This window comes from Blastococcus sp. SYSU DS0539 (genome assembly GCF_054050855.1).
In genome coordinates this window covers 157,578-181,379 of sequence record NZ_JBJHAF010000006.1, presented here as the reverse complement: position 1 = coordinate 181,379, position 23,802 = coordinate 157,578, and the positions used below count along the sequence as shown (strand labels likewise).

Here is a 23,802-nt window from a genome sequence, read left to right as displayed (position 1 = left end):
GGGCTCAGCCGGCCGCAGGAGGAACGGTCAGGCGAGCCCCTCGTTGTGCGGCTCGATGCTCGCCGAGGGATCCACGCCTTCGTCGGCCGCCGGCTGGACGGGGCCCTCGCCCGGCTCCGAGCCGGTCCCCGCAGCCGTGTTGCGGGAGGACCGTTCCGGGTCGGTCACGTCCGTCGTCGTCGGCGCCTGACCGATCCGCTTGGCACCCTCGCCGGTGCCGGTCTCCTCGAGTTCGCGTTCGCGTTCGCTCATGCTTCCTCCAGCCGATCGTCGTGCGTCCGGGTGGGACCGGCGTACCCGCGGTGGGCGGCAGCACGCATGGGTCGCGCATCCGGCTCCGGCGGGGTGCGCGCCGGGCGGTGCCGCGCGGAGATCCGTACGAGGATGGGTGCGTGGTGAGACGGCGGAAGGTCGGTCCCGAGGACGCGCGCTCCTGGCTGCTGGTGAACGGCGCGCGCACGGAGCTGTTCGACGTGGCGCACGAGTCGCGGGCCGACTCGGTCGTGCTCGACATCGAGGACGCCGTCGACCCGGCGCGCAAGGCGGAGGCCCGCGAGGGCGTGGCCGAGTGGCTCTCCCGGGAGGACCGCAGCGCCTGGGTGCGGATCAACGACCACTCGACGTCGTTCTGGGCCGACGACATGGCCGGGCTGGCCGGGCTGCCGGGCCTGCTCGGCGTCATGCTCGCCAAGGCCGAGGCCGCCGAGCACGTGACCGAGACGTTCGACCGGCTCGGCGGCGCCACGCCGGTCCTGGCGCTGGTGGAGTCCGCCCTCGGCATCGAGGAGGCGGTCAACATCGCCCGCGCCCGTGGCGCCTTCCGGCTGGCATTCGGCAGCGGCGACTACCGCAGGGACACCGGCACCAGCGCCGACGAGCTGGCCATGTCCTATCCGCGGACCCGCCTGGTGCTGGCCAGCCGGATCGGCGGGCTGCCCGGTCCGATCGACGGGCCGACGGTGAGCACCAGCCTTCCGGTGCTGCGGGAGCAGACCGCCGTCACCGTCTCCCTGGGCCTGACCGGGAAGCTGTGCCTGGACATGGACCAGCTGCCGGTCATCAACGAGGTGATCAGCCCCGCGCCCTCCGACGTCGCCTGGGCCCGGGACTTCCTCGCCGACTTCGACGCCCGCGGTCAGGTGATCCGCGACGGCAGCGACCTGCCCCGGCTGGGTCGCGCCCGCAAGATCGAGCGGCTGGCCGGGATCTTCGGCGTCGAGCCCGTCTGACCGCCCCACCGCCGACGCCCGACCGTCAGGCCCCCGCCGGCCGGGCGGGCGGGCCGGCCGTCAGGAGCCCGTGACGACGCGGTCGCGGCCCTGACGCTTGGCGGCGTACAGCGCGGCGTCGGCCCGGGCCAGCACGTCCGCCGGGGTGGCGCCGCCGCCGGCCACCCCGATGCTCACGGTCACCGGCAGGGTGCCGGTCAGCTCGGCCCAGGAGTGCGTGGCGACCGTCCGGCGGACCGCCTCCAGGTGCGGTGCCGCCGGGCCGGGTGCGGTGCCGGCCAGCACGACGAGGAACTCCTCGCCGCCGAGCCGCGCGGCGAAGGAGCCGGTTCCCGGGTTCTGTGGGACGTGCTCCTGGAGCAGCTCGGCGACCGTGCGGAGGACCCGGTCGCCGACCTCGTGCGAGCAGGTGTCGTTGATCCGCTTGAAGTGGTCGAGGTCGAGCAGTGCCACGGTGACCTGACCCGGGTGGGCGGCCAGCAGGCGGGGCAGCTCGTCGTCGACGTAGCGGCGGTTGTAGAGGCCGGTGAGCGGATCGCGCAGCGACAGCTCGCGGTAGCGGCGGCTCTGCTGGCGGGCCTCGGTGGTCTCGTACATCGCCTGCAGCGTGCGGGCGCGGGCGTCGCGCTCGGCCGACTGCAGTTCCATCAGCTCGTCGCAGTACCGCCGGTGCTCCTCGTAGGCCGACCGGAACCGGCCGGTGGCGGCGTGCAGCTCCGCCTGCTCCCGGCGGGCCCGCACCCGGATCGAGGTCAGCCCGTGCCGCTCGCAGCGGCGCACGCACTCGTCGAGCCCTGCCTGGGCGGCCGCCAGCTTCCCGAGGCGGCGCCGGATCTCGGCGAGCGTGAGCAGGAAGTCCGCGCCCGCGTCGCCGTCCAGCGAGGCGTCCAGCGCCTCCGGTGAGAGCCCGGGCAGCATCGCCGCCTCGGCGTCCTCGAGCCGGCCCAGGTCCATGAGCGCCCGACCGACGGTGTCCAGCCGGCCGACGCGGAGCGGGATGTCGTGGCGGGCGGCCAGGTCCTGGAGCTCGGTGATCCAGACCAGCGCCTCCTCGTGGCGGCCGGCGAGGGACTCGCAGTAGGTGCGGTTGTTGAGGATCAGCAGCTGGCGGTCGACGTCGCCGATCTCCTCGGCCAGCCGCAGCACGAGGCCGTAGCGCTCGCGCGCGGCGAGGTCGCCGTTCAGGCCGAGGCAGTCCGCCAGCCGGGCGTAGTGGTCGATCCGGATCTCGGGACGCGCGTCGGGGTCGAGCAGCTCGACGGCCCGGACCGCGTGCTCGAGCGCCAGCGACCGGTCGCCCACCTCCTGGAACACCGCGGTGAGGACGAAGTGGCTGCGGGCCAGCACGTACCGGCTCCCGGCGTCGCCGGCCCACCGGTTGACCCGCTGGGCGAGGCGGCCCGCCTCCGCGATGTCGCCCCGGCGCCGGACCAGGTCGGCCTGCACCAGGCGCGCCCGCTGCTCCAGCTCGGGCACGGCGAGGTCGCGGGCCGCGGCCACCGCCCGCTCCGCACGGCGGTCCAGGTCGTCGTCGAACCGGGAACGGTCCTCGAGCTCGTCGATGAGAGCCCACAGCCCGGAGATGCCGCTGTCGCCGGGTGGCGGCGCGACCGGGCTCGCCGCGTCGTCCGGCCGTTCCACCACGCTGGTCACCCCACCCCATCGGCCGGGCGGTCGGTCGACTTGAGGGGCTGGTGCGCACAAGTGCCCCACCAGCCCGGCGCCGGGACGTCGCCCCGCCGGACCTCAGCCCTCGGCGAGCCAGATGGCGGTGTGCGGCGGCAGCGCCACGGTCGCCGACGACCGGCGGACGCTGGTGTTCGAGGCCAGCAGGACGGTGCCCCGGGAACGCACCAGCGCCGTCTCGGAGCCCATGTTGACCACGCACCGCACCACGCTGCCGTCCGCCGCGGTGCAGCGCACGGTCAGGACGTCGCCCCGCGTGCTGACCGTGGCCTCGCCCGAGCCGAGGGCCGGGTGCGCCTCGCGCAGGGCAAGCGCCCGGCGGTAGAGGGTGAGCATCGAGCCGCCGTCGCGGGACTGACGGGAGACCGCGTAGCGGTCCCACCCGTCGGGGATCGGCAGCCAGGGCTCGGCGTCCCCGGTGGAGAAGCCGACGCCGGTCGAGGGGTTCCACGGCATCGGCACCCGGCAGCCGTCGCGGCCGGAGCGCGCTCCGCCGCTGCGGAAGAAGATCGGGTCCCGCTTGGCCTCGTCGGGGACGTCGGCCTGCGGCAGTCCCAGCTCGTCGCCGGCGTAGACGTACGCCGAGCCGGGCAGCGCCAGCATCAGCAGGGCCGCCGCCCGGGCGCGGGCCGCGCCCACGGCGCCGCCACCGAACCGGGTGACCTGCCGGTCCTTGTCGTGGTTGCCCAGGACCCAGGAGACCGGCGCACCCACCTCGCCGAACGCGTCCAGCGCGCTGCGCACGCCGTCGGCGAACGACTCGACCGACCACGGGGACTTCAGCAGCCGGAAGGAGAACGACTGGTGCATCTCGTCCGGCCGCGAGTAGAGCGCGACCTCCTGCGGGTCGGCCAGGCAGACCTCCCCGACCAGCATGGTGTCCGGGTACTCGTCGCAGATCGACCGCCACCGGCGCCACACGTCGTGCACCTCGGGCTGGTTCCACGTCATCGCCTGCTCGGGGCCGTGGCCGAAGAGCGTGGGGGAGTAGGCGCCGGGGTTGTCGCGCAGGTCGGCGTCCTTGAACAGGCCGTAGGCGACGTCGACGCGGAAGCCGCTGACGCCGCGGTCGAGCCAGAAGCGCAGGGTCCGCTCGAAGTCCGCGGCGACGGCCGGGTCACGCCAGTTGAGGTCGGGCTGCTCGGGGGCGAACAGGTGCAGGTACCAGCGGCCGTCGGGGGTGCGCGACCAGGCCGGCCCGCCGAAGAGCGACTGCCAGTTGTTCGGCGGCTCCTCCGACGGGGGCGCGAAGTGGTAGCGGGCCGCTTCGGGGCAGTCCGGGTCGGCGAGCGCGGCCTGGAACCAGGGGTGCCGGTCGGAGGTGTGGTTGGGGACGACGTCGAGCACGACCCGCAGACCGAGCGCGCGGGCCTCGGCGACCAGCGCCTCGAGGTCGGCCACGTCGCCGTACTCGGGGTCGACGGCGCGGTAGTCGACGATGTCGTAGCCGCCGTCGGCACCCCCGGAGGGGTAGTGGGGGTTGATCCACACCGCGTCGACGCCCAGCCACGACAGGTAGGGCAGCCGGGAACGGAGGCCGGCCAGGTCGCCGATCCCGTCCCCGTTCCCGTCGGCGAACGAGCGCAGGTAGACCTGGTAGACCACCGCCGAGCGCCACCAGGGGGACGACGACGTCCGTGCCGCGACCTGATGACCGGTCGCGGTCCGCACCGATGCGAGCCGCACTGCCATGCGACCTCCATCGGCAGGCCGGTGCGGGTGCCCGTGCCTGCTGGGCGGGAAGGGGCGCGTGGTGCGTCTCGTGACCGCCCCGAGAGGTGCGGCTGCCGGGGACCGCGGGCTGCCGACGCTGCCCGGGCGGGCCAGGATGGCCGCATGGCAGATGGCGAACGGACCTACGACCTGGTCGTCTACGGGGCCACCGGCTTCGTCGGGCGGCTGCTCGCGGCCTACCTGGCCGAGCACGCCCCCGAGGACACCCGCATCGCGCTGGCCGGGCGGTCCCGGTCCCGGCTCGAGGAGGTCCGCGACGCCCTGCCGGCCGGCGGCCGGAACTGGGGCCTGGCGGAGGCCGACTCCACCGACGCGGCGTCGCTGGCCGCCCTCGCCGGGAGCACCCGCGTGCTGGCGACCACGGTCGGCCCCTACGCCCGGTACGGCCTGCCGGTGGTCGAGGCCTGCGCCCGCGCCGGCACGCACTACGCCGACCTGACCGGTGAGGTGCTGTTCGTCCGGGACGCCATCGAGCGCTGCGACGACGTCGCGAAGGAGACCGGCGCGCGCATCGTCCACGCCTGCGGGTACGACTCCATCCCCTCCGACCTGAGCGCGATGCTGCTCGCGCGCCGCGCCCACGAGGACGGCGCGGGCGGCCTCCGCGACGTCCAGCTGGTGGCGACGGCCCGGGGCGGGTTCAGCGGCGGGACGATCGACTCGATGCGCGCCCAGCTGGAGGCGGTGCAGGACGACCCGGCGCTCCGCCGCCGGCTGACCGACCCCTACGCGCTCAGCCCCGACCGGGACGCCGAGCCGGACACCCGCCAGCCCCGGGACGCCGTTCCGCCGTCGCGGACGCCCGACGGCCGGTGGACCGCGCCGTTCGTGATGGCCTCGTTCAACACCCGGATCGTGCGACGCAGCAATGCGCTCCAGGACTGGGCCTACGGGCGGTCCTTGCGCTACGGCGAGGTGATGGGCTGCGGACGCGGTCCCCTCGGTGCCGTGACCGCCGCCGGGGTCACCGCCGGCCTGGCCGGCACCCTGGCGGCGATGGGGTTCGGGCCCACCCGTGCCCTGCTGGACCGCGTGCTGCCGGCTCCCGGCAGCGGCCCGAGCGAGTCGGTCCGGGAGAAGGGCTGGTTCCGCATGGTCGTCGAGGCCGGGACCGAGGACGGCCGCCGGTACCGGGCGACCGCGGCCGGGCAGGGGGATCCGGGGTACGCGGCGACGGCGGTGATGCTCGGCGAGAGCGCCCTCGCGCTGGCGCTCGACGGCGACCGGCTGCCCGACCGGGCCGGCTCCCTCACGCCGGCCACGGCGATGGGCGAGGTGCTCGTCGAGCGGCTGCGCGCCGCCGGCCACACCTACGAGGTGACCGCGCGCTGAGCAGCGGCGTCGGCGGCCCCGGACCGGCGTGGCTAGGGTTGGCGAACATGCCGATCAGCTCGCCGGACGACCCCGTGGCCACCATCGAGGGCCTCGGCCTGCCCGGGCGCGCCGTGACCGCGTTGACCCGCGCCGGGATCACCGACGTCGCGGCGCTGGCCGCGCTCACCCGGCGCGAGCTGAGCGCGATCGCCGGACTGGGCCCGGGCATGGTCGCCGCCATCCGGGCCGTCGTCCCCGAACCGCCCACGCGCCTGCCCGGGGCGGGCGGCCCGGGCACCCCCGCCGCCGCCCCGGCTGCGGCCGACGCGGGGTCCGCGTCGGCCGAGGAGGAGTCCCCGGCCGCCCCGAGCATCCCGTCGTTCGACTCGCTGCGCGGCCCGCGCCGGCGGTCGGCGGTCGACCTCCTGCTGCCGGACGCACCGGCCCCGGAGACCGGGTCTCCGGAGGTGCCGTCCCCGGGGACAGGGTCGCCCCGGCCGTCGCCGAGCCGCCCGCCGTCCGCACGGCCGGCGCCCGCCGCACCGGCCGGCCCGGCGCCCGTGCGGCCGCCCGACTACGCCGATCTCCTCCGGCTGGGAGTGCACGTCGCCCGGGCCGTCCTCACCGCGCCGGCCCGCTGCCTGCGCCGGCTGCTCGGCTAGGGCCCGTTCCCGGGCGGCGTCGGTGACGTCGGCCAGACTGCGGGGGTGCAGCTGGTCGCGCTCCGGCGCCGCGGGTCCGCGGTGGAGGCCGCGGCGCTCGCCGCCGACGGGGCGACGGCGGCGGTCACCCGCGTCGCGGCCGACGACCTCCCCGCGCTGGTCGGGGAGCGGGAGGCCGCAGCCGAGCCCGTCCGCTGGGTGTGGGACGACACCACGCGCTGGTACCCGGCGCTCCTGGCGGCCGGGGTGCGGGTGGAGCGCTGCACCGACCTGCGGCTGACCCACGCCATCCTGCGGCGGACCCCGTTCGCCGACCAGGAGCTGCTCGCCGGTCCGGACACCGCCGGCTGGGACGCGCTGCAGCCGGTCGCCGCGGCCGACCCGGCGCTCTTCCCGCCCGCCGACCCGGCCGACCTGCTCGACCCAGCGGCGGAGCACCGGCGGCAGCAGGCGGCCCTGGCCGCCTCGCCGCAGCGGAACCGGCTCGCGCTGCTGCTGGCCGCGGAGTCCTCCGGTGCCCTGGTGGCCGCCGAGATGACGCACACCGGTCTCCCCTGGCGGGCCGACGTGCACGAGCGCCTGCTGACCGGGCTGCTCGGGCCGCGCCCGGTGGCCGGTGGGCGCCCGGCGGTGCTCGAGCGGCTGCTGGTGGAGATCCGCGCGGCGCTGGGCGCCCCCGGGCTCAACCCCGACTCGCCCGCCGAGCTGCTGCGGGCGCTCCAGCGGGCCGGTCTCCCGGTGGCCGACACCCGCTCGTGGACCCTGGAGCAGGTGGACCACGCGGCCGTCCCGTTCCTGCTCGAGTACAAGAAGCTGATGCGACTGCTCACCGCCAACGGCTGGAGCTGGCTGGAGACCTGGGCCCGGGCGGGGCGGTTCCGCTCATCCTTCCTGCCCGGCGGGGTCGTCACCGGGCGGTGGGCGTCGAACGGCGGGGGCGCGCTGTCGGTGCCCACGGTCATCCGCCCGGCGGCGGTGGCGGACGACGGCTGGCGGTTCGTCGTCGCGGACGTGGCCCAGCTGGAGCCCCGGGTGCTCGCCGGGATGAGCGCCGACACCGCGATGGCCGAGGCGGCCCGCGCCACAGACCTCTACGAGGGCATGGTCGCCGGCGGGGCGGTGGCCACCCGGGCGGAGGCCAAGCTCGGCATCCTGGGGGCGATGTACGGCGGCACCCGCGGCGAGAGCGGCCGGATGATGCCCCGGCTGGCCCGCCGCTACCCGCGCGCCATCGGGCTGGTCGAGGAAGCCGCCCGGGCGGGGGAGCGGGGCGAGGTGGTGCACACCCTGCTGGGCAGGGGATCGCCGCCGCCCAGCGGGGCGTGGGCGCAGCGCGCGGTGGACCTCGGCGAGCCCGCGGAGCAGCCGGGCTCGCGGGAGGAGCGCGACCGGGCCCGCCGCGCCTGGGGTCGGTTCACCCGCAACTTCGTGGTCCAGGGCACCGGCGCGGAGTGGGCGCTGTGCTGGCTGGCCGACCTGCGCAACCGGCTGTGGCGGCTGGGCGGCGACGGTCCGCTGGAGAGGCGGCCACACCTGGCGTTCTTCCTGCACGACGAGGCCGTCGTCCACGCCCCCGAGGAGCTCGCCGACGACGTGGTGGAGGCGGTGCGGGCCGCGGCGTCGACCGCCGGGCGCCTGCTGTTCGGCACCTTTCCGGTCGACTTCCCGCTCGACGTCGCCGTCGTCCGGTCGTGGGCGGACGCCGGCTGACCCGGCACGGCCGCTACACCGCCGACGGGCCGGCGGCCGGTCTGCGACACACCTCACGCACGGGAAATAACCCGCAGCCGTTTGTCACGTATGCATAACGGCGGCTACCGTGGCCAGGTCCGCCCGGTCGCCACGTCCCCATCCGGGGAGTTCGGTCGGACGCCGCCGAGTCGCCCGCTGCCATCGTGCCGCGGGTGAGCCGGGGACCCACCGCAGCACTGGGGTGAATCGCGCGCCGAGCACGTCGCGGCGCGGGTAGGGCGACTTCCACGCCCGAATCCGTCAGCTAACCCGGTAGGCGGCAACGGAAGAAACGGAGAGCCGCCGCATGGCGCGCCCTTGCACCGCCGCACGTCCTGGCGCCACCCGGCACCGCCGCATCCGGGTCGGCCCGCGGACCTGATCGTCCGCGCACCCGGCGTCCGGCCTGCCGGCCCCCACCTCCGAGCACTTCCCGCTCGACCGGCTCCTCGCCGTCTCCCGGTGGTCCGTCCGGCCGGCCCGACGCCCGCGCCCTGCTGCCCGCATCCCGTCGCGGCCCGCTCTCCGGCCGGCCGCGTGACCCCCTCGGAGCACCGCCACCCATGAACCCCCGCACCACCACCTCCGGCCGCCGCCGGCCGCCCACGGCCGTCCGCCGCCCCGCCCTGTACCTGGGCGTCGCCGCCGCCGGCGCGGTTCTGGTCAACGCCCTCGTCGGTGTGAACCCGGCCGCGCAGGCCGAGGCCGATCCGCCGCAGTCGGTCAGCGTCGCCCAGGAACTGGGGCTCAGCGCCCAGTCCGGTCCGATCGACGTGACCGAAGACCTGGCGCCGCTGCAGGACCTCGCCGCCAGCCGCAGCACCCGCGACGCCGAGCAGGCCGCGGCCCAGCAGGCCCAGGCCGCCGCCGACCAGGCCGAGCTCGACCGGCAGCAGGCCGAGGCGGAGGCCGCCGCCCGCGCCGAGGCCGAGGCGAAGGCCAAGGCGGAGGAGGAGGCCGCGGCAGCCGCCGCCGCCGCCGCCGCCGCCGCGGCAGCCGCCGCCGCGCCCGCAGCCCCCGCGGCCGCGAGCCCGCGCCAGCAGGCCCCGGCCGCCGCCTCTGCCGCCGCCTCGGTGGCCGGCTCGGCGGTCGCGCGCATCAGCAACACCGCCGGGAGCCACCGCCCGCAGGTGCAGGCCGCGGCCGACGCCGTGGTCAGCAACGTGCCCGGCGCGGCCGGCATCACCCTCGGCGGTACCCGCCCCAGCGCGGCCGACCCGGGTGGCCACCCGTCCGGCCTGGCGCTCGACTACATGGTCATGTCCAACGCGGCACTCGGGGACGCGATCGTCGCCTACCACCGGGCGCACTGGGCCGAGCTCGGCGTGGACTACCTGATCTGGCAGCAGCGGATGCTGTCGTCACCGGGTGGCTCCTGGCAGGCGATGGAGAACCGCGGGAGCGCCACGGCCAACCACTACGACCACGTGCACGTCAACTACCAGGGCTGACCGCCGGTGCCCCGGGCCCCGTCGGGCCCGGGGCCGGGTGGGTCCCGGACGTCGTCAGGTCAGCCTCCGGACGACCGAGAGTGGCAGCACCCGCATGGCCAGGCCGATCGGCACCCAGGGCCAGGCAGGCACGTAGGCGCTCCGCCGCCGGGCCTCGATCGCCGCGACCATGGCGCGCACGCCGGTCGGGGTGTCGACCATGAACCGGGTCCGCTGCTGCACGTGCTGGTTCATCTCCGAGCGGATGTAGCCGGGGTGGACGACCGACACGTCCAGGCCGGGGATGCGCTCCGAGCGCAGCCCCTCGGCGATCGAGGCGACGCCGGCCTTGGTGGCGGCGTAGGTCGTCATGGACCTCCGCATGCCGCGCAGCGCCGACATCGACGAGATCAGCACCAGGTGCCCGTGCTGCTGGCGGCGGAAGATCTCCAGGGCCGCCTCGATCTGCGCGAGCGCGCCGACGAAGTTGGTCATGGCGGTCTCGCGGTTGACGTCGGCCCGGCCGGTGCCCAGGGGGGCGCCCTTACCGAGGCCGGCGTTCACGACGACCCGGTCGATCGTGCCGAACGACCCGGCGAACCGGGCGAAGACGGCCGGGACCGCCGCGGCGTCGGTGACGTCGAGCGCCGCCGTCTCCACCCGTCGGCCGGTGGCCGAGCGGATCTCGGCGGCCAGGTCGTCGAGGCGGTCCGTGCGCCGGGCGCACAGGGCCAGGTCGTACCCCAGCCCCGCGAACTGGCGGGCCATCTCCTCGCCCAGGCCGGAGCTCGCGCCGGTGACGAGGACGGTGCCGGTGCTCACGCGGTGGTCCGCGTGAAGTCGTCGCGCGCCTGCCCGGCGCGGTGGAGGGGGAGGTCGATCATGCTCGGACGGTACGAGAGCCCGGTGCCCTCCTCCCGACCGGCTCCGCCCGCCCGGTCAGTCGGGCCCCGTGGAGAGCGAGGAGCCGGCCAGCGCGGGCGACCGGAGCAGCGGCAGCGGGGAGCCCGTCCGCGCCACGGCGGCGTCGAGGTGGTCGGCCAGCAGCTGCCGGCCCGCGGGCGACAGGCCGGTCACCGATCCGGCGTCGACTGCGTCGATCCGCACCGGTTCCCGTCCGTAGCGGGTGAGGAACGCGTCGACGACGGCGTCGTCGACCTCCCCGGCGAGGCACAGCACCCGGCCGCCGGCGGTGTTCAGCAGCCGGACCACGCCGCGGACCTGCGGGAACGGTCGGGAGGGGGGTGGCTGCACCGGTCCAGTGTGCCTTCCCGGCGACAGCGGGGTTCAGGTCGGGCCCGAACGGGCACTCACGAGAGGTACGGGACGACGGCGGGGACGACCTCGCGGGCATCAGCACGAGGGGACCGGGAGTGACCACGGCCGAGACCAGCCGGCAGATCCTCGGCGACCGCTACGAGCTGCGCGACCTGATCGCCGTCGGTGGGATGGGCGAGGTCTGGCGCGCGCGCGACGTGCTGCTCGACCGCCCGGTGGCCGTCAAGATCCTGCGCAGCGAGTACGCCGACGACTCGGTGTTCGTGGCCCGGTTCCGCACGGAGGCCCGGAACGCCGCCAGCCTGAGCCACCCCAACATCGCCGCCGTCCTGGACTACGGGGAATCGACGGCCGAGCGCACCGGTGAGCACCTCGCCTACCTCGTGATGGAGCTGGTCGACGGGCCGCCGCTCTCGGCGCGGCTGGCGGCGGAGGGCTCGCTCGAGACCGATGCCGCCCTCTCGCTCCTCCGGCAGGCCGCGGCCGGCCTCGCCGAGGCGCACCGGGCCGGTGTGGTGCACCGCGACGTCAAGCCGGCCAACATCCTGCTCACCTCCGACGGCACGGTGAAGCTGACCGACTTCGGCATCTCGTGGTCGGCGGGCAGCGTGCCCCTGACCCGTACCGGTCAGGTGATCGGCACCGCCCAGTACATGTCGCCCGAGCAGGCCAGGGGCGAGCACGTGGGCCCGGCGAGCGACGTCTACGCCCTGGGCCTGGTCGGCTACGAGTCCTTGTCCGGGCACGCCGCCTTCGACGGTGACAACCCGGTGACCGTCGCGCTCAAGCAGGTGCAGGAGCACCCCGAGCCGCTGCCCGCGGAGCTGCCGGAGGACGTCCGCGCCCTGATCGACGCCGCGCTGGCCAAGGATCCCGACGACCGGCTGCCCGACGGGAACGCCTTCCTGCACGCCGTCGAGGAGACGATGCGCCGGCCGGCGGGCACCGTCTCGCTGACCCGGCCGGTCGCGCTCGCGGCGTCCGGTCGCCCGGCCGGTCCCCGGCACGGCACGGGCGCGCACCGGGGGACCGGTGCCCACGCGAGGACCGGTGCCCACGCCGGGACCGGTGCCCACGCGGGGGCCGGCGCGCACGCGCGGACCGGCCCCCGCCGGGTCGCCGCCCCGCCGCAGGCGAGGCCTGCCGCGCGCCGGCCGGCGCTGCTGGTCGTCCTCCCGGTGCTGGCCTTCCTCCTGCTCGGCGGGGGCGCGGCGGCTCTGCTCGGCGCCTCGGACGCCGAGGACGGCCGGTCGACCGACGCCGTCTCGACGCAGCCGGTCGCCCTCGTCGACCTGGTCGCCGCGGACTACGTCGGACGGCCCGTCGAGGAGGTCGTCGCCGAGCTGAGCGCGCTCGGCCTGACCGTGCGGCTCCAGGAGGACCCGACCCCGGGCGGCGTCGCGGGGACCGTCACCGGCGTGGAGGCCGCCGGTCCGCGGCTCGAGCCCGGGGATGAGGTGGTCGTCCTCGTCGCGGCGCCCACCGCCGCACCGGAGACGTCCGCACCGGCCGACGGCGGTGCGCCGGCGCCCGTCCCGGCTCCTCCGCCCGCGCCCGCACCCCGGCCCGAGCCGGCGGCGACGACGACGGAGCCGCCGGCCGCCGAGGAGCCGGCACCCGGCACGTCCGCACCCGGCAGCCCGGCCGACGACACGGCCGCCCCGGGGACCGGGACCCCGACCACGCCGCCCGGGGAGGACACCGGCGCGCCGACCACGCCGACGACCACGCCGCCCGGGGAGGACACCGGCACGCCGACCACGCCGACGACCCCGCCCGCGGAGGACACCGGCACGCCGACCACGCCGACGACCCCGCCCGCGGAGGACACCGGCACGCCCACCACCCCGACGACCCCGCCCGCGGAGGACACCGGCACGCCCACCACCCCGGCCGGGGAGGGCGGGGATCCCGACGCGCCGGCGACGCCGACCGCGGAGCCGGAGACGCCGACCAGTACGCCGGCGACCCCGACGGTCACCCCCGAGGACGAGACGGACGGCGGGACCGACCCCCGGGTCTGACGTCCCGTCCGGTCAGGCGCGGACGCGGAGCAGCACCTTGCCGGTGGCCCGGCGCTCGTCGAGCTCCACGACGGCCTCGGCGGCGTCGTCCAGCCCGTGGACCGAGCCCAGGGGCGGGTCCAGCCGGCCCTGCTCCAGCAGCGGAGCCAGCTCCTGCCACTGCTCCTTCGGGTAGCCGGGCTCCGCGCCGGACCAGAAGGCGCCCCAGCCGACGCCGACCACCGAGACGTTGTTGAGCAGCAGCCGGTTCACCTTCACGGTCGGGATCTCCCCGCCGGTGAAGCCCAGCACCAGCAGCCGGCCCTCCCGGCCCAGGCTGCGCAGCGAGTCGGTGAACCGGTCCCCGCCGACCGGGTCGACGACGACGTCGACGCCCCGGCCGCCGGTGAGCTCCTTGACGCCGTCGCGGAACCCGTCGGCCAGCACGACCTCGTCGGCGCCGGCGGCCCGGGCGACCTCGCCCTTCGCCTCGGTGGAGACCACGGCGAGGACGCGGGCGCCGGCGGCGCGGGCGAGCTGGATCCCGGCCGTCCCGAGCCCACCGGCGGCACCGTGCACCAGCACGGTCTCGCCGGCGGCCAGCCGGCCCCGGCGGTGCAGCGCGAAGTGCATGGTCAGGTAGTTCATCGGGAGGGCGGCGCCCTGCTCGAAGCTGGTCCGGTCGGGCAGCGGGAAGACCAGCGACGGGTCGACGGCGGCCACCTCGGCGAAGCCGCCGAACGCCGGGAAAGCGGCCACCCGCTGGCCGGGCACCAGCCCGCTGCCCTCCGGTGCGCTGCGCACCGTGCCGGCGACCTCGCTACCCGGGATGAACGGCAGCTCGGGCTTGAGCTGGTACTCGCCGCGGCTGAGCAGCACCTCCGGAAAGGTCACCCCGGCGACGTGCACGTCGACCAGGACCTTCCCGTCGGCGGCGGGCTCGGGGACGTCGACGACCCGCAGCGCGCGGGGGCCGTCGAGGGAGCTGATCTGGGCGGCGCGCACAGGTCCTCCTGCTCGGTGGGGCGGAGGCCGGCGCGTCGCCACGCCGACCGGGTGCCGCGAGCTTGTCAGACGGTGCGGGTGCGGTCGCGGGGAGGCGGCCACCCCGCTCAGAGGAGCCGGTCGAGGTCGTCGGGCCCCGGGCCGGTGCCTCCGGAGTCGGCCAGCGGAGAGGTCTCGGGGACGTCGTCCTCCGGAGGCTCGGCGGCCACCGGCCCCTCGGCGTAGAGGGTGTCGGGGTCCTTGGGGTCCATCTCGCGTGGCACGGACCCCGACTACCCGACCGGGCCGGCGCCAATCAGCGGCCGCCCGGCGCCGGCGCGGCTCAGGTGCCGCAGAAGGTGCGGTAGACGCCGAAGTCCTGCGGTGCGGGCGCGGCGTACCGCTCCAGCCCCGGGCGCTCGTCGTAGGGCGCGCGCACGGCCTCGAGCAGCCGGCCCAGCGGGTCCAGGTCACCCTCGGTCGCGGCGTCGAGGGCCTCCTCGACCAGGTGGTTGCGGGGGATGTACACGGGGTTGACCCGGTCCATGCCCGCGGCGTCGGGGGCCAGTGCCCGCCAGCGCTCCAGCCACCTGTCGATCCCGGCGAGGTCGAGGAAGAGCAGCCGCACCGGCTCCGCGTCGCCGCGGGCGGCACCGGCCAGGGCGCGGAAGAGCGCGGTGAGGTCGACGTGGTCCTGCCGGAGGAGGTCCAGCAGCTCCTGGGCCAGGGCGCGGACCACCGCGTCCTCGAGCCCGTCGGGCAGGCCGAGCTTCGCCCGGATGCCGGCGGTCCAGGCGGCCTCGTACTGCGGCGCGAACCGGCGCAGCGATTCCACCGCCAGGGGCACGGCCTGCTCCTGGTCGTCGGCGAGCAGCGGGAGGAGCGCCTCGGCGAGCCGGGCGAGGTTCCACTCGGCCACCACGGGCTGGTTGCCGTAGGCGTACCGCCCGCCGACGTCGATCGAGCTGTACACGGTGGCCGGGTCGTAGGCGTCCAGGAAGGCGCACGGGCCGTAGTCGATCGTCTCGCCGGAGATCGTCGTGTTGTCGGTGTTCATGACGCCGTGGACGAAGCCGACGAGCATCCACTGCGCGACCAGCGACGCCTGGGCCGCGACGACCCCCTCGAACAGGGCGCGGTAGGGCTGCTCCGCCGTCGCCGCGGCCGGGTGGTGCCGGGAGATGGCGTGGTCGGCGAGCCGGCGCAGCAGCTCGACGTCGCCGGTGGCCCGCGCGTACTGGAAGCTGCCGACGCGCAGGTGGCTGCCGGCCACCCGGGCGAGGACGGCGCCCGGCAGCAGGGTCTCCCGGCGCACCGCGCGCCCGGTGGCGACCACGGCGAGCGACCGGGTGGTCGGGATGCCCAGGGCGTGCATCGCCTCGCTGATCACGTACTCGCGCAGCATCGGGCCGACCGCGGCCAGGCCGTCGCCGCCGCGGGCGAACGGCGTCCGGCCGGAGCCCTTGAGGTGCAGGTCGCGGACGACGCCGTCGGCGCCGGTCAGCTCGCCGAGCAGCAGCGCCCGCCCGTCGCCCAGGCGCGGGTTGAAGCTGCCGAACTGGTGCCCGGAGTAGGCCTGCGCCACCGGGGTGGCGCCGTCGGGGACGCCGGTGCCCACGAGCAGCCGGAGGCCGTCGGGGGTGCGCAGCGACGCCGGGTCGAGCCCGAGCTCGGCGGCGAGGGGCTCGTTGAGCACGAGCAGGCGGGGATCCGGCGCCTCCTCCGCCTGCCAGGGGAGGGCCATCTCCCCGAGCTCGCGGGCGAAGCGGGAGTCGAGGAGCACGGTCGGTGGCGGTGCGACGCTCACCGGCACCAGGGTACGTGCAATTCCGCACCACCCGCCCGGGAACGACGGGCCGGACGCTCGCGGCCGCGGTCAGCGGAGGCGGCGGATCATGCCTTCCTGCGCCACCGTGGCGACCAGCCGGCCCGTCCGGTCGAACAACCGGCCGCGGCAGAGCGTCCGGCCACCCCCGGCCCAGGTGCTCTCCTGGTCGAAGAGCAGCCACTGGTCGACGCGGACCGGCTCGTGGAACCACACCGCGTGGTCCAGGCTCGCCGCGGCCACGCCGGGCGCCCCGATCATGGTCCCGTGCGGTGCCAGGGCGGTGCCCAGAAGGAGCATGTCCGAGGCGTAGGTGAGCCCGCAGCTGTGCGTCAGCGGCTCGTCCGGGAGCGGGGCCCGGCTGCGCAGCCAGAACTGCTGGCGCGGGGCCGCGCGCTCGCCGCGCAGCGCGGCCAGCCGGGGGAGCTCACCGGCGAAGCGGAAGTCGAAGGCGTGCCGCTCGATGAGCCAGTGCAGCCACTCCCGCGCCGGGCCCTCGGCCGACTCCGCCACCTGCTCGAGGGTCGGCGACGACTCGGGCGCCGGGGCGTCGAGCTCCGGCAGCTGGTGCTGCCAGCCGTCCTCGGCCACCTGGAACGACGCGGTGAGCGAGAAGACCGCCCGGCCGTGCTGCTCGGCGACCACGGAGCGGGTCGTGTAGCTGCCGCCGTCCCGGACCGGGGTGACGGAGAAGGCGGTGGGTGCGGTGACGTCGCCGGGCCGCAGGAAGTGACCGTGGATGGAGTGGACGGCCCGCTCGGGCGGCACGGTGCGCCCAGCGGCGAACAGGGCCTGCGCCGCCACGGCGCCGCCGAAGGCGTGCCCGGGGACGTCGCTGCGGGGGCCGGCGCGGAACGACCCCGACCCGACCGCGGCCACGTCGAGCAGTTCTCCCAGCCCACCGGATCCTGCGGCGGTGCGGCGCAGGGGTGCCGGCGGACCGTCGTCGATCCGCATGTCGTCGTCCGCCTCTTCCCGCCGGGAGCCTGTGCCGGGTCGATCGAATCATGCGTCGGTCCGCGTCCGCGGCCGGACCGCGGGAACCGCCGCCGGGGCGTGCGCCCGGCCGTGCGATCAGGCGCTGATCGAGCTGCGGCGCTGCAGCCGCAGCCGGCGGCGCTCGCGCTCGGAGAGCCCGCCCCAGATCCCGAACCGCTCGTCGCTGGCGAGGGCGAACTCCAGGCACTGCGCGCGCACCGGGCAGCCGGTGCACACGCGCTTGGCCTCCCGGGTCGACCCACCCTTGTCCGGGAAGAACGCCTCCGGGTCGGTCTCGGCGCACAGCGCGTCCAGCCGCCACGCGTCCTCGCCCGTCGGCTCCTCCGTCCACGCGGCGGCCTCGGGCCACGGCGAGCCGGCTCCCCACTGCGGGGCGGCGTCCCAGCCCGGCGCGTCGTCCCAGTCGGGCGCGGCTTCGGAGCCGAAGCCGGCGGATGCGCCGCCGTCGTGGACGAGGGTCAGGGCGGGGCGGGAGAAGGAAGACACGGGAAGCTCCTCGGTGGTCGTGCGACACGACGGGTGACGGACCGGTACGGGCCGACTGCTGTCAGTGACGCTACGGAGCGGGTGGGCGGTTCGGCACTGGCAAGAACCGGACGGAACCGCGCCGATTCTTTGGTGACATCTGCTCCACGGCGCCGGAGCGGCCCGCCGGCCGGGCGCGGCCCGACCCGCCTCGGCGGCTCGTCGACCAGGGCACCGCGCGACTCGTCCCGGGTCGCGCGGTGAGAGGCGCGACTCCCGGCGATCCAGCGGCTGGTGGGCGCAGGAGCGCTCGGCGCTGCTCCCGCCCCCGGCGCCGCCGTGGGGCCGAGGGGACCAGGCGCGCCGGCTATCCCCAGGCGCTGGCATCACCGGCGCCTGGTGGGGACAGCCGAGGGCGCAGCCGGACGGTCGGCAGCGGCGGCGCGGGCAGGCGGTCGGCCTGCCCGGCGTAGCCCTCGACCCGGCCGAAGCGCTCCGACCCGGCTGCCCACTCCTCCCGGTAGCCGACGATCTCCTCGTGGGTGCGGCCCACGAAGTTCCACCACATCAGCACCGGTTCCGGGAACGGCTCCCCGCCCAGCAGCATCACCCGGGCGGGCCGGTCACCCGGGTTGGTCAGCCGCAGGTGACGACCGCCGGGCGGCAGGTAGCCCAGCTCGGTGCGCCCCAGCTCGATGCCCTGGACGAGGACCGGGCCCTGGTCCACGAGGACGCCGTGCTCGAACTCCGGGGCGACGTCGAGGACGAGCTCCGCGAACGGTTCCAGCACCAGCTCCGCTCCCAGCAGGGGGCTGTGGGTGGGCACCGGGGAGCGATGGCCGGCGAGGGAACCCAGCAGCACCCGGGCGATGGCCCCGTCCAGGCCGAGCGGCTCGGGAACGTGGTGGGCGAAGTTCCGGCCGGCATGCCGGGCGGAATCGGGCAGCGCCGTCCACAGCTGGACGCCGTGCAACGTCCTGGAGGCTCCGGTGGAGACCTCCGAGTGCGCGACCCCGGATCCGGCGGTCATCAGGTTCAGCTCCCCGGGGCGGACGAACGCGTGGGCACCGGTGGTGTCGCGGTGCTCGATCTCGCCGGAGAACAACCAGCTGACGGTCTGCAGGCCGGTGTGCGGGTGCGGCGGCACATCCATGCCACCTGTCCCGGCGACGTCGTGGGGCCCGTAGTGGTCGACGAAGCACCAGGCGCCGATGAGCGACCGGGCGCGTTGCGGAAGCGTGCGGCGCACCGCCATCGCGCGTGGGCCGCCCAGCGGCACCTCCCGGCTCGTGATCACCTGGACGTCGCTCACCCCGGCCACCCTGGCACAGGATCCCGCGCCGCGGGGCCGTGCGGGCGGGAGCCTTGCCGACCACGTCGGGCACACGGCCGGCGGCGACGTGGTCACACCGTTCACGGCGCGTCCCTCTCCGGTTCCGTGCCCGCTGCTGGGGCCGGCGCCGGCCCCGGCAGGTGTCGTGCCCGGGCGGCGGGGGTAGCGGCGCCGGGACCGACCGGGAGCCCACTCCGGTGCCCGGGCCTGCGGCTTGCGGGGGAGAGGACGTCGCGGTGGACTCTTCCCGGAGCGGTGGTGGCGCCCTGGCGCGGGTCCGTGCCCGCGCCCGGCGGCTCGCCACTGCCCGATCCCGTGCCGAGCCGCGCTGGGCCCGGCGGCTGGGGGACGGCGGGCATCCGTGGTTCCTGACGGAGGCCGAGCGGGGCAACGCGGCCTCGGGTCTGCCCGCGTGGCGCGAGGGCAACGCCGTGCGCGCACTCGTGGACGGCCGCAGCTACCTGCCGGTGCTGGCCGCGGCGCTGGCCGGAACCGAGCGGGGGGACGCCATCCTGCTCGTCGGCTGGCGCGCCGATCCCGAGGAGCTGCTGGACGACGACGGGCCACCGCTGGGCGCGGCGCTGGTCGGCGCCGCCCGCCGGGGCGTGGCCGTGCGAGGGCTGCTGTGGCGCTCCCACCCGGAGGCGATCGGGCACGCGCTCCAGGCCAACCGTGCGGTGGCCCGCGCCGTCACCGCCGCGGGTGGCCGGGTGCTGCTCGACCAGCGGATCCGCCCGCTGGGCAGCCACCACCAGAAGTTCGTCGTGGTGACCGGTGCCGCCGACGACGTGGCGTTCGTCGGCGGCATCGACGTCGCGCGGTCCCGCCGCGACGGCGGGGAGCACACCGGTGATCCGCAGTCCCGGCCGCTGTCGCCCGTCTACGGGCCGACCCCGGCCGCGCACGACGTGCAGCTGGAGGTGCGGGGCCCGGCCGTGCGGGATCTGGAGTCGGTGTTCCGGCAGCGGTGGAACGACCCGGCGCCGCCCACCCGGTGGCCCTGGCACACCGTTCCCGACCGGCTGCTCGGGGTCCCCCGGACGCCGGACCGTCTCCCGCCACCGGCGCCGGCGCCGGTGGCGGCGGGGAGCTGCACCGTCCAGTTGCTGCGCACCTATCCGCGGCGCCGGCCCGCCTATCCGTTCGCGCCCGAGGGGGAGCGCAGCGTGGCCCGGGGCTACGCCAAAGCGCTGTCCCGGGCGCGCCGGCTCGTCTACGTCGAGGACCAGTACCTGTGGTCGCGCGAGGTCGCCCGCATCTTCGCCGCCGCTCTGCGCCGTTCCCCGGAGCTCCGGCTGATCGCCGTCGTCCCGCGCCACGTCGACGACGAGAGCCGGTTCACCTTCCTCGCCTCGTTGCTCGGCCAGAACACGGCGTGGCGGATGGTCGTGGCGGCCGGCGGGGACCGGGTGCAGCTGTTCGACCTGGAGAACGAGGCCGGACGGCCGGTGTACGTGCACTCCAAGCTCACCATCGTCGACGACGTGTGGGCGGCCGTCGGCAGCGCCAACCTCAACCGCCGGTCCTGGACGCACGACTCGGAGCTGGCCGCCGCCGTCCTCGACGAGCAGCGTGACGGTCGCGACCCGGTGGACCCCGGCGGCCTGGGGGACGGCGCCCGCGGCTTCGCGCGCTCGCTGCGACTGGCGCTGATGCGCGAGCACCTGGGCCGCGGCGACGGGGACGACGTCGACCTTCTCCACCCCGACGAGGCGGCCGCGGCGATGCGCCGGGCCGCGGCGGAGCTCGACGCATGGCACGCCGGCGGCTGCACCGGGCCGCGGCCGGGCGGCCGGCTGCGTGCCCATCCCCGGCGGATCGGCGGCGGGCCGGTGCTGCGCCGGCTGATCGAGCCGGTGTACGGCCTGGCCTACGACCCGGACGGCCGCCCGTGGGCGATGCGCGTGCGGGGTGAGTACTGACCGACTGCCCGCGCGCGGAACGGGCGCCTGGGCCTCACTCCTCCTCGTCCCACCGGCGGCCCGGCGGGAACGGGGCGTTCACGTCGAAGTGGACGCCGACCATCCGGATGGCGAAGCACAGGACGGCGGCACCGACCGTGGCGGCCGCGTTCCGGACGTCGAGCAGCTCGGTGACGACGACGGCGGTCGCCCCGACGATCGCCGGGACGGCGTACAGCCCGCTGCTGAGCACGGTGGGCACCTGGCGGATGAGCACGTCGCGGATCGTGCCGCCGCCCACGCCGGTGATCCCGCCGACGACGACCGCCTGGGCGGGCCCGAAGCCGAGGTCGAGCGCCTTGAGCGCCCCGGTGACGGCGAACAGGCTGAGGCCGGCGGCGTCGAGCACGTTGATCGCGCCGTACACCCGCTCCAGGTAGTGGCCGGTGAAGAAGGCGATCAGGCCACCCGAGGCGGCCACCGCCAGGTAGCGCCAGTCGACGAACGTAGCCGGGGGGAGGGCGCCGAGGAGGACGTCGCGGATCGTGCCGCCGCCGAGCGCGGTGGTCATGCCCAGCGTGACCACGCCGACGATGTCCAGCCGGGTGGAGCGGACGGCGATCAGCGCCCCGTTGAGCGCGAAGGCGAAGGTGCCCACGAGGTCGAGGACGAGCAGCACCGTGGTGGGCATGTGGCGGTTCGCTCCTCCCTGCCGGACGCCGGAGGTCGCGGTCGGCCCACTCTGCCCGAGGGTCAGGCCGCCGGTGCGACCGGATCGGTGCGGCTACGGTGCCGGCATGACGTCTGCCGTCCGGACCGCCGCCCGCCTGCTCCTGGGGGCGACCATGGTGGGGGCGGGCACGCTGCACCTGACGGTCCAGCGGCAGGAGTTCCAGGCCCAGGTGCCCGGCTGGTTCCCCTCGACGAGGACCTGACGGTGCTCGGTTCGGGCGTCGCCGAGATCACCCTGGGTGCGTGCTTCATCGCGCTCCCGCGGAGGCGGCGCACGGTCGGCGCGCTCCTGGCGGCGTTCTTCGTCGTCATCTTCCCGGGCAACGTCGCCCAGTACCTCGAGGGCACCGACGCGTTCGGCCTCGACACGGACCGCAAGCGGCTGCTCCGGCTGTTCTTCCAGCCCCTGCTCGTGCTCTGGGCGCTGTACGGCGGCGGCTGGCTGCGCCGCCGCACCCGGCGCGGCTGAGCCCCGCCTCCGCCGTCAGCCGACGGGCAGGGCCGGCCACGGCGCGGGAGCTCCGGGAGGGGGGTCGTCCTACCGGGCGTCGAGCAGGACGCCGGCCAGGAAGCCGGCCAGTTGCCGGTGCGCGTCGAGGGGCAGCACCTGCGCGACGTACTGGTCCGGCCGGACCAGCACCATGCAGCCCTGCTCGCGGTCGATGCCGCGCAGCGTGAACACGTCGCCGGCCGCGGGGTCGGGGCAGAAGGCCTTCTCGTGGTCGACGAGCCCGAACCGCCCCTTCCGCGGGAGCAGCGCCGGGGGCAGCTGCTCGACGGTGAGCTCGCGGTGCCCCTGCTGGAAGACGGCGCGGACGTCGATCACCGCGTCGGGGTCGGCGCCGGCGGGGGTGTGCCGGGTGATCGGGGAGGCCTCCGACGCCAGGAACTCGCACACCGCCCGGGCGCGCGAGCCCGCCGACGCCGGCTCGGCCCGGTCGGCGAAGACGTAGAGCCGCCAGGCGCCGTCGGCGCGGGCGGCGTGCCCGAGCTGGACCGGCTTGGCGTCGGCCAGCCGGACCACGGGGGCGGAGTGGAAGCGCATCCCGACCGGATAGCCCTCCGCCAGGTGCTGGTGCCCGGTGTCCCCGGTGATCATCGACGGCGCGTACCGGGTGGCGACGCCGGCGGTGAACCGGCCCTGCTGCACGAAGTACCGCTGGAACTCCTCCGGGTCCACGCCCCCGGCGTCCGCGTCGCCGTCGGCGGGCGCCGCGCTGAACATGCGGGCGAACTCCCGGTCGAAGTCGATCAGCTCCTGGGCGATCGCCCGGCGCTCCACGGTGTAGGTGTGCAGCAGCTCGGGCCGGGCGGTGCCGCGCAGGACTGCGGCGAGCTTCCACCCGAGGTTCCAGGCGTCAGCCATGGAGACGTTCATGCCCTGGCCGGCCTTGGCGCTGTGCGTGTGGCAGGCGTCGCCGGCGATGAAGACGTGCGGCAGCCGGTCGGTCTCCCCGGCGGGCAGGTCGTCGAACGTCGCGCTCAGCCGCTGGCCGATCTCGTACACCGACCACCAGCCGACGTCCTTCACGTCGATCGTGTACGGCGCCATGATCCGGTTGGCCACCGCGGCCAGCTTCTCCGGCGTCACGTCCCGGCTCTCGAGCATCTCCCGGTCGTGGACCGCGTCCAGCTCGATGTAGAGGCGCACCAGGTACCCGCCCTCGCGCGGGATGATCAACATGTTGCCCTGGTTGGCCGAGTGGATCGCGCACTTGAGCCGGATGTCGGGGAAGTCGGTCACCGCGAGCACGTCCAGCACGCCCCACGACTGGTTCATCGGGTCGCCGACCAGCTCCTGGCCGATGGCGCCGCGGATCGCGCTGCGGGCGCCGTCGCACCCGACGACGTAGCGGGCGCGGACCGTCGAGCTGTCGCCGGTCTCCACCCCGCCCCGCACGTGCCGGAGGGTGACCGTCACCGGGTGCTCGCCGTCGCGGTCGATCCGGAGGTCGGCGGCCTGCAGGCCGTAGCGGGGTTCGAGCCGGGACGCCGACCGCGCCATGCGGTCGCGCAGCCAGGCCAGCATCCGCGCCTGGTTCACGATGACGTGCGGGAACTCGGACAGGCCGTCCTCGACGTCCTGCACCCGGCCGGTGCGGGCGATCCGGCTGCGGTCGGCCGGGTCCGGCCGCCAGAAGGAGACCTCGTTGACCCAGTACGCCTCGGCCACCAGCTGGTCGGCCAGGCCGAACGCCTCGAACATCTCCACCGTGCGGCAGGCGACACCGTCGGCCTGGCCCACGGCGAGCGGGCCGTCCCGCCGGTCGACGATCGCCGTCCGGACGTCGGGGAAGGCGGCCAGCTGCGCGGCCAGCACCAGGCCGGCCGGCCCACAGCCGACGATCAGGACGTCGACCTCCCCGGGCAGCCCGTCCGGGCGCTCGACCACCGACGGGTGCGGCTCCTCGACGAAGGGGTCCCCGGCCCGGTACCCGTTCAGGTAGAACTGCACGACCCGACCCCCTCGACGCGCGCGGCCGTGTGCCGCGGACG

Annotated in this window: 22 protein-coding genes and 1 riboswitch; of the genes, 9 read left to right on the top strand and 13 right to left on the bottom strand. The window is 76.2% G+C overall.

What is annotated here, in order from left to right; all coding sequences use genetic code 11:
* Nucleotides 1–27: 27 nt before the first annotated feature.
* Entirely contained in the window at nt 28–252 is a 225-nt protein-coding gene (locus ACI790_RS10000) for a hypothetical protein (protein WP_456569632.1), read from the bottom strand.
* A gap of 143 nt (nt 253–395) precedes the next feature.
* Here ACI790_RS10000 and ACI790_RS09995 point away from each other — a divergent pair, with 143 nt between their 5' ends.
* On the top strand, nt 396–1,229 hold the full coding sequence (locus ACI790_RS09995; protein ID WP_456569631.1) for an HpcH/HpaI aldolase/citrate lyase family protein: 834 nt from the start codon (nt 396–398) through the stop codon (nt 1,227–1,229).
* Between the two features lie 60 nt (nt 1,230–1,289).
* On the opposite strand, the gene ACI790_RS09990 is transcribed toward ACI790_RS09995, so the two are convergent.
* Together ACI790_RS09990 and ACI790_RS09985 are read right to left on the bottom strand one after the other, a co-directional pair.
* On the bottom strand, nt 1,290–2,882 hold the full coding sequence (locus ACI790_RS09990) for a diguanylate cyclase (protein ID WP_456569630.1): 1,593 nt from the start codon (nt 2,880–2,882) through the stop codon (nt 1,290–1,292).
* A 93-nt stretch (nt 2,883–2,975) separates the two neighbouring features.
* Complete coding sequence (locus ACI790_RS09985) at nt 2,976–4,607, bottom strand: glycoside hydrolase family 13 protein (RefSeq protein WP_456569629.1); 1,632 nt, start codon at nt 4,605–4,607, stop codon at nt 2,976–2,978.
* Nucleotides 4,608–4,751: 144 nt separating this feature from the next.
* On the opposite strand from ACI790_RS09985, the gene ACI790_RS09980 reads away from it, so the two are divergent.
* From ACI790_RS09980 to ACI790_RS09965, 4 genes are all read left to right on the top strand, one after another.
* Nucleotides 4,752–5,981: a saccharopine dehydrogenase family protein gene (locus ACI790_RS09980; RefSeq protein ID WP_456569628.1), complete on the top strand. Its 1,230-nt coding sequence runs from the start codon at nt 4,752–4,754 to the stop codon at nt 5,979–5,981.
* A gap of 47 nt (nt 5,982–6,028) precedes the next feature.
* Nucleotides 6,029–6,625 carry a DNA-directed RNA polymerase subunit alpha C-terminal domain-containing protein gene (locus ACI790_RS09975; RefSeq protein ID WP_456569627.1) on the top strand — a complete coding sequence of 199 codons (597 nt, stop codon included), beginning with the start codon at nt 6,029–6,031 and terminating at the stop codon, nt 6,623–6,625.
* 45 nt (nt 6,626–6,670) lie between these two features.
* Nucleotides 6,671–8,335, top strand: coding sequence for a bifunctional 3'-5' exonuclease/DNA polymerase (locus ACI790_RS09970; RefSeq protein WP_456569626.1), 1,665 nt, complete (start codon nt 6,671–6,673; stop codon nt 8,333–8,335).
* A 168-nt stretch (nt 8,336–8,503) separates the two neighbouring features.
* Nucleotides 8,504–8,651, top strand: a riboswitch (cyclic di-AMP (ydaO/yuaA leader).
* Between the two features lie 268 nt (nt 8,652–8,919).
* Complete coding sequence (locus ACI790_RS09965) at nt 8,920–9,807, top strand: hypothetical protein (protein ID WP_456569625.1); 888 nt, start codon at nt 8,920–8,922, stop codon at nt 9,805–9,807.
* 54 nt (nt 9,808–9,861) lie between these two features.
* On the opposite strand, the gene ACI790_RS09960 is transcribed toward ACI790_RS09965, so the two are convergent.
* Both ACI790_RS09960 and ACI790_RS09955 read right to left on the bottom strand, forming a co-directional pair.
* A complete protein-coding gene (locus ACI790_RS09960) occupies nt 9,862–10,608 on the bottom strand; it encodes an SDR family oxidoreductase (RefSeq protein ID WP_456569624.1) in 747 nt (248 codons plus the stop codon).
* Nucleotides 10,609–10,725: 117 nt separating this feature from the next.
* On the bottom strand, nt 10,726–11,040 hold the full coding sequence (locus ACI790_RS09955) for a hypothetical protein (RefSeq protein ID WP_456569623.1): 315 nt from the start codon (nt 11,038–11,040) through the stop codon (nt 10,726–10,728).
* A 119-nt stretch (nt 11,041–11,159) separates the two neighbouring features.
* On the opposite strand from ACI790_RS09955, the gene ACI790_RS09950 reads away from it, so the two are divergent.
* Nucleotides 11,160–13,088 carry a serine/threonine-protein kinase gene (locus ACI790_RS09950; RefSeq protein WP_456569622.1) on the top strand — a complete coding sequence of 643 codons (1,929 nt, stop codon included), beginning with the start codon at nt 11,160–11,162 and terminating at the stop codon, nt 13,086–13,088.
* Nucleotides 13,089–13,100: 12 nt separating this feature from the next.
* On the opposite strand, the gene ACI790_RS09945 is transcribed toward ACI790_RS09950, so the two are convergent.
* From ACI790_RS09945 to ACI790_RS09920, 6 genes are all read right to left on the bottom strand, one after another.
* A complete protein-coding gene (locus ACI790_RS09945) occupies nt 13,101–14,072 on the bottom strand; it encodes an NADPH:quinone oxidoreductase family protein (protein ID WP_456569621.1) in 972 nt (323 codons plus the stop codon).
* 107 nt (nt 14,073–14,179) lie between these two features.
* Nucleotides 14,180–14,335: a hypothetical protein gene (locus ACI790_RS09940; protein ID WP_456569620.1), complete on the bottom strand. Its 156-nt coding sequence runs from the start codon at nt 14,333–14,335 to the stop codon at nt 14,180–14,182.
* 59 nt (nt 14,336–14,394) lie between these two features.
* Complete coding sequence (locus tag ACI790_RS09935) at nt 14,395–15,858, bottom strand: protein adenylyltransferase SelO (protein WP_456569619.1); 1,464 nt, start codon at nt 15,856–15,858, stop codon at nt 14,395–14,397.
* A gap of 69 nt (nt 15,859–15,927) precedes the next feature.
* Complete coding sequence (locus tag ACI790_RS09930) at nt 15,928–16,833, bottom strand: acyl-CoA thioesterase (RefSeq protein WP_456569618.1); 906 nt, start codon at nt 16,831–16,833, stop codon at nt 15,928–15,930.
* A 117-nt stretch (nt 16,834–16,950) separates the two neighbouring features.
* On the bottom strand, nt 16,951–17,361 hold the full coding sequence (locus ACI790_RS09925; protein ID WP_456569617.1) for a WhiB family transcriptional regulator: 411 nt from the start codon (nt 17,359–17,361) through the stop codon (nt 16,951–16,953).
* A 346-nt stretch (nt 17,362–17,707) separates the two neighbouring features.
* Entirely contained in the window at nt 17,708–18,652 is a 945-nt protein-coding gene (locus tag ACI790_RS09920; RefSeq protein ID WP_456569616.1) for a pirin family protein, read from the bottom strand.
* 257 nt (nt 18,653–18,909) lie between these two features.
* On the opposite strand from ACI790_RS09920, the gene ACI790_RS09915 reads away from it, so the two are divergent.
* On the top strand, nt 18,910–20,595 hold the full coding sequence (locus ACI790_RS09915) for a phospholipase D family protein (RefSeq protein WP_456569615.1): 1,686 nt from the start codon (nt 18,910–18,912) through the stop codon (nt 20,593–20,595).
* A gap of 34 nt (nt 20,596–20,629) precedes the next feature.
* Here the strand turns inward: ACI790_RS09915 and ACI790_RS09910 are convergent, their stop codons facing one another.
* On the bottom strand, nt 20,630–21,265 hold the full coding sequence (locus tag ACI790_RS09910) for a trimeric intracellular cation channel family protein (protein ID WP_456569614.1): 636 nt from the start codon (nt 21,263–21,265) through the stop codon (nt 20,630–20,632).
* 106 nt (nt 21,266–21,371) lie between these two features.
* On the opposite strand from ACI790_RS09910, the gene ACI790_RS09905 reads away from it, so the two are divergent.
* Together ACI790_RS09905 and ACI790_RS09900 are read left to right on the top strand one after the other, a co-directional pair.
* Nucleotides 21,372–21,509 carry a hypothetical protein gene (locus ACI790_RS09905; protein ID WP_456569613.1) on the top strand — a complete coding sequence of 46 codons (138 nt, stop codon included), beginning with the start codon at nt 21,372–21,374 and terminating at the stop codon, nt 21,507–21,509.
* A gap of 2 nt (nt 21,510–21,511) precedes the next feature.
* A complete protein-coding gene (locus ACI790_RS09900; protein WP_456569612.1) occupies nt 21,512–21,775 on the top strand; it encodes a DoxX family protein in 264 nt (87 codons plus the stop codon).
* Nucleotides 21,776–21,844: 69 nt separating this feature from the next.
* Here the strand turns inward: ACI790_RS09900 and ACI790_RS09895 are convergent, their stop codons facing one another.
* Nucleotides 21,845–23,761, bottom strand: a complete 1,917-nt coding sequence (locus ACI790_RS09895) for an FAD-binding monooxygenase (protein WP_456569611.1) — start codon at nt 23,759–23,761, stop codon at nt 21,845–21,847.
* Between the last annotated feature and the right edge of the window lie 41 nt (nt 23,762–23,802).

Excerpts from the sequence above, each read along its gene's own strand:
- ACI790_RS10000 (WP_456569632.1), bottom strand. The coding sequence starts at position 252 with ATGAGCGAACGCGAACGCGAACTCGAGGAGACCGGCACCGGCGAGGGT.
- ACI790_RS09985 (WP_456569629.1), bottom strand. The coding sequence starts at position 4,607 with ATGGCAGTGCGGCTCGCATCGGTGCGGACCGCGACCGGTCATCAGGTC.
- ACI790_RS09980 (WP_456569628.1), top strand. The coding sequence starts at position 4,752 with ATGGCAGATGGCGAACGGACCTACGACCTGGTCGTCTACGGGGCCACC.
- ACI790_RS09975 (WP_456569627.1), top strand. The coding sequence starts at position 6,029 with ATGCCGATCAGCTCGCCGGACGACCCCGTGGCCACCATCGAGGGCCTC.
- ACI790_RS09965 (WP_456569625.1), top strand. The coding sequence starts at position 8,920 with ATGAACCCCCGCACCACCACCTCCGGCCGCCGCCGGCCGCCCACGGCC.
- ACI790_RS09930 (WP_456569618.1), bottom strand. The coding sequence starts at position 16,833 with ATGCGGATCGACGACGGTCCGCCGGCACCCCTGCGCCGCACCGCCGCA.
- ACI790_RS09910 (WP_456569614.1), bottom strand. The coding sequence starts at position 21,265 with ATGCCCACCACGGTGCTGCTCGTCCTCGACCTCGTGGGCACCTTCGCC.
- ACI790_RS09905 (WP_456569613.1), top strand. The coding sequence starts at position 21,372 with ATGACGTCTGCCGTCCGGACCGCCGCCCGCCTGCTCCTGGGGGCGACC.